Here is a 3,272-nt window from a genome sequence, read left to right as displayed (position 1 = left end):
CCGGGCATGCCTCTTTACACAAACCACAGGCATTACAGGAGTTGATCTCCCGCGAAGCAACATTTGTCGTGAATGCTTTTATGATGTTCATTGAAGCTTCAACATCATCGATGAGCTTTTTAGGGTTTTTTTCGAAAAACGACAACATCTCGCAGGATGTCATGCAGATATCACAGCCGCATTGGAGACATCTTTTGGCTTCCATTATGGCTTCCTGCTGAGTATATGATTCGAAATTTCCAGGCACGATTCCTTCGTCCTTCACCACTTCGGAGATATCCACGCTGAGTCGTGATGGAATGACTTCATGACAGCCAGCGGCCCCTCCCATTGTTCCAATCTTTAGAAATGTTTCAATGGATTGAGCTGCACGAATCCCTTCTCGCACCGGAATTAAAACTGAGCGTTCGCTTCTTTTCATCGTACTTCCGCTGACAAAAACACCATTCATCTTTGTTACCAGAGAAACCGGGTCAAAGCCTTCGCCTAAGTTAAAATCATTACCTCCCCACCCCGTTGCGATGTACAGGGCGTCATATTCAAGCTCCGCAAGAGACCTAATTTTAGTGTCTAAATACAGTTTGATGCCTTCTTCTTGGATGACATTGCCTAATTCTATTTCGATAATCTGGAGAGGAACCGGACTGTTCGATTCCCTTAGATATCCTCCCAAACCATTTTTTTCTTCGAAAAGGTTGACATTATAGCCTTTTCTGGTCAGTTTGACAGCGCAGCTCAATCCTCCAAGTCCCCCACCGATAACGGCAATGGATTTTTTCTTTCGAGGGATATAATATCCTGGCGTTTCTTTTGCGGCAGTATAGTCACAGCAGGCTTTCTCTAGCATTCTCACTGAGATTGCTTCATCAATTTTTGTTCTTATACAGACAGTTTGACAGGGGTTGTCACAAAGTCTGCTGATAATTTCCGGAAAGAGCACCTGACTGCTGTAAGTTTTATAAGCCCCCTTGAAATCCCCTGAAGCAATTCTGAATGCCAGCTTTTTTATGTCTACACCAAGAGGGCACTGGTTGGTACAAAATATAGGTTCATCTCTTGAACATTGTTTTTTTAGTTTTTCTAGTTTTGTTATATCCATAACATAGTCCTTATAATGTTTATTTATCAGTTATTGGGTTTGCTTTGATGTAATCAATCGTCTCGTATAAATCGGAACCGAGAAAATATTTCTTTTGTGCTATCTTTCTGCCTTCTGCTTTTGCTTCAAGTAGCGCCTTTACCTTTTCCGGTCTGGCTGGCAATTCTTTAATTCTCGCGCCACAGGCATTGTAAATCCCATTAATTACAGCGACATGAGGCGAACTCTGGAACGCTTCCGCACAGCCAGATGAACCGTGCGGTCCCGTTGGTCTCGGAGTTTCAACAAATTCAACCGTTAGATTATCCGGGATCGTATTAATAAAGGGGAAGCCGCTGCCAATGAGACTGATATGTTTTTGAATATCATCGTACTCCTCTGACAGTGCCATCCCGATGCCGTGTTCCATCCCGCCAAACGCCTGGCCTTCAACCGCTAGGAGGTTTCCGACAACACCAACATCGGCTATACATTTCATGCTGAGCACGGTGGTCTTTCCAGTGGCAACTTCAACTTCAACCTCAGCCATAAATACACAGAAAGTATACTCGGCAGTTGGATTTCCCTGACCGGTATTAGGATCCATTTCAGTGGTCTGCCCTGTTGTGTCTGAGATCCCTAAATATTTTATTGGAATTCCTTCACTGATCATTTCAGCATAAGTACGATAGGTTCCATCTTCTTTACGCATGGCGTTCATCAGTTGTTCAGCTGCATTAATCGTTGCGTTGCCAGCCATGTAATGGGAACGGCTGCCCGCTGCCGGTCCTGTGATCGGCGCCAGTGCCGTATCATTCATACACAGACGGATCTGGTCCGGTCGCAAACCAAGCGGTCTGAGTGCTTCATGGGTATGCACAAGTGTCCCGATATCTGCTCCTTGTCCCTGATCCTCCCAGGTATTATAATGGGTTACCGTTCCATCCGGATTAAGTCCCAGAGCGACCTCGGCGTGATCATTTGGCCCGCTGGTAACATTGTATTCCCCACAGGCAATTCCCACCCCTCTTCTCCGTTCAGACGTGGATTCGCTTTTTGCTTTTTCCACTGCTTTCTGGTAACTCGGTCTCAGCTTATCCAGTATTTCCACCATGGGATAAACATCAAATTGATTACTGTTCAGACTGACATCGCCTTCTCGGTAGACATTGATATAGCGAAACTCCAACGGATCCATACCAATTTTTTCCGCCAGCATATCCATGAGCTGTTCCGAACAGGTATAACATTGCGGAGAACCAAACCCTCTAAAGGCTGTCGAATAGGTATGGTTGGAAACAACCGCTTTGGAGAGACCCATCGCATTGGGTATGGTGTATGGAGCCCCCATGAAACGCAGACCTTTTTGAACCAGTACATCTGCTGTCTCAGTACAGGACCCTTTATCATAGGCTATTTCATATTCGATTGCCGTTAACTTCCCTTTTTCATCACAGGCAAGTTTTGCATTAGAGAAAGATGGTGCCCGCTTCCCGGTAATATGCTGATGTTCTTCATAACTGAGCGACACCGTCACCGGTTTTTCAATGGCCATGGCGGCAACTGCCACGATTGCCGGCATGAGTGGTGAAATTGCATATCCAAAACTTGCCCCGGTAGGATTTTCAATAATTCTAATATTCTCCACTGGGAACCCAATGCCGGCACCGATTACTCCTTTTGTCAGACCAAGTGCCAAACTCTTGCATTGTACCGTGAGGCGGCCTTCTTCATCAAAGTACGCCTGATTGGTATCCGGCTCAATGACAAGGTGTGGCTGACGTTGAGAATAGAAACTGCCTTCAACCACGTGAGCTGAATGCTTAATCACGTTTCTGGTATCCTGACCTTTAACAAGTGGTGCTTCGATATAAATATTCGGGTATTCAGGATTGATCTGGGGTGCATCAATGGCCATGGTTTCAAGGATATTTAAATATTCTGGCAGCTGTTCATATTCAAACGTGACTTTTTTCGCTGCTGCCCGGGCCTCTTTCTTGGTTCGTGCTGCAACGATAGCAACAATATCGCCATATCTGTATATCTTGTCAGACACTAAAATTGCATGATCAAATCCATTTGCCTTGGATCGTGCACCGGCAACTGGAAATGTGATTCGATTAATTCCTTTAACATCTTTATGCGTTATTACTTTTTCGACTCCCGGCATCATTTCTGCATCCGACGTATCGAT

General features: G+C 45.1%; 2 protein-coding genes. Both read right to left on the bottom strand.

Features of this window, described 5'->3' with window-relative positions:
• The coding region (locus tag AKG39_RS17155) for an NAD(P)-binding protein (RefSeq protein ID WP_152912183.1) at positions 1–1,099 on the bottom strand (1,099 nt) is incomplete at its 3' end.
• Positions 1,100–1,118: 19 nt separating this feature from the next.
• Positions 1,119–3,272, bottom strand: a 2,154-nt coding sequence (locus AKG39_RS17150) for a xanthine dehydrogenase family protein molybdopterin-binding subunit (RefSeq protein ID WP_050741627.1), incomplete at its 5' end; no start/stop codon positions are given.

The sequence above is a fragment of the Acetobacterium bakii genome, from assembly GCF_001263355.1.
Classification (GTDB): Bacteria; Bacillota; Clostridia; order Eubacteriales; family Eubacteriaceae; genus Acetobacterium; species Acetobacterium bakii.
The sequence above is the reverse complement of the archived record's forward strand: the minus strand, read 5'-3'. Positions and strand labels throughout refer to the sequence as shown.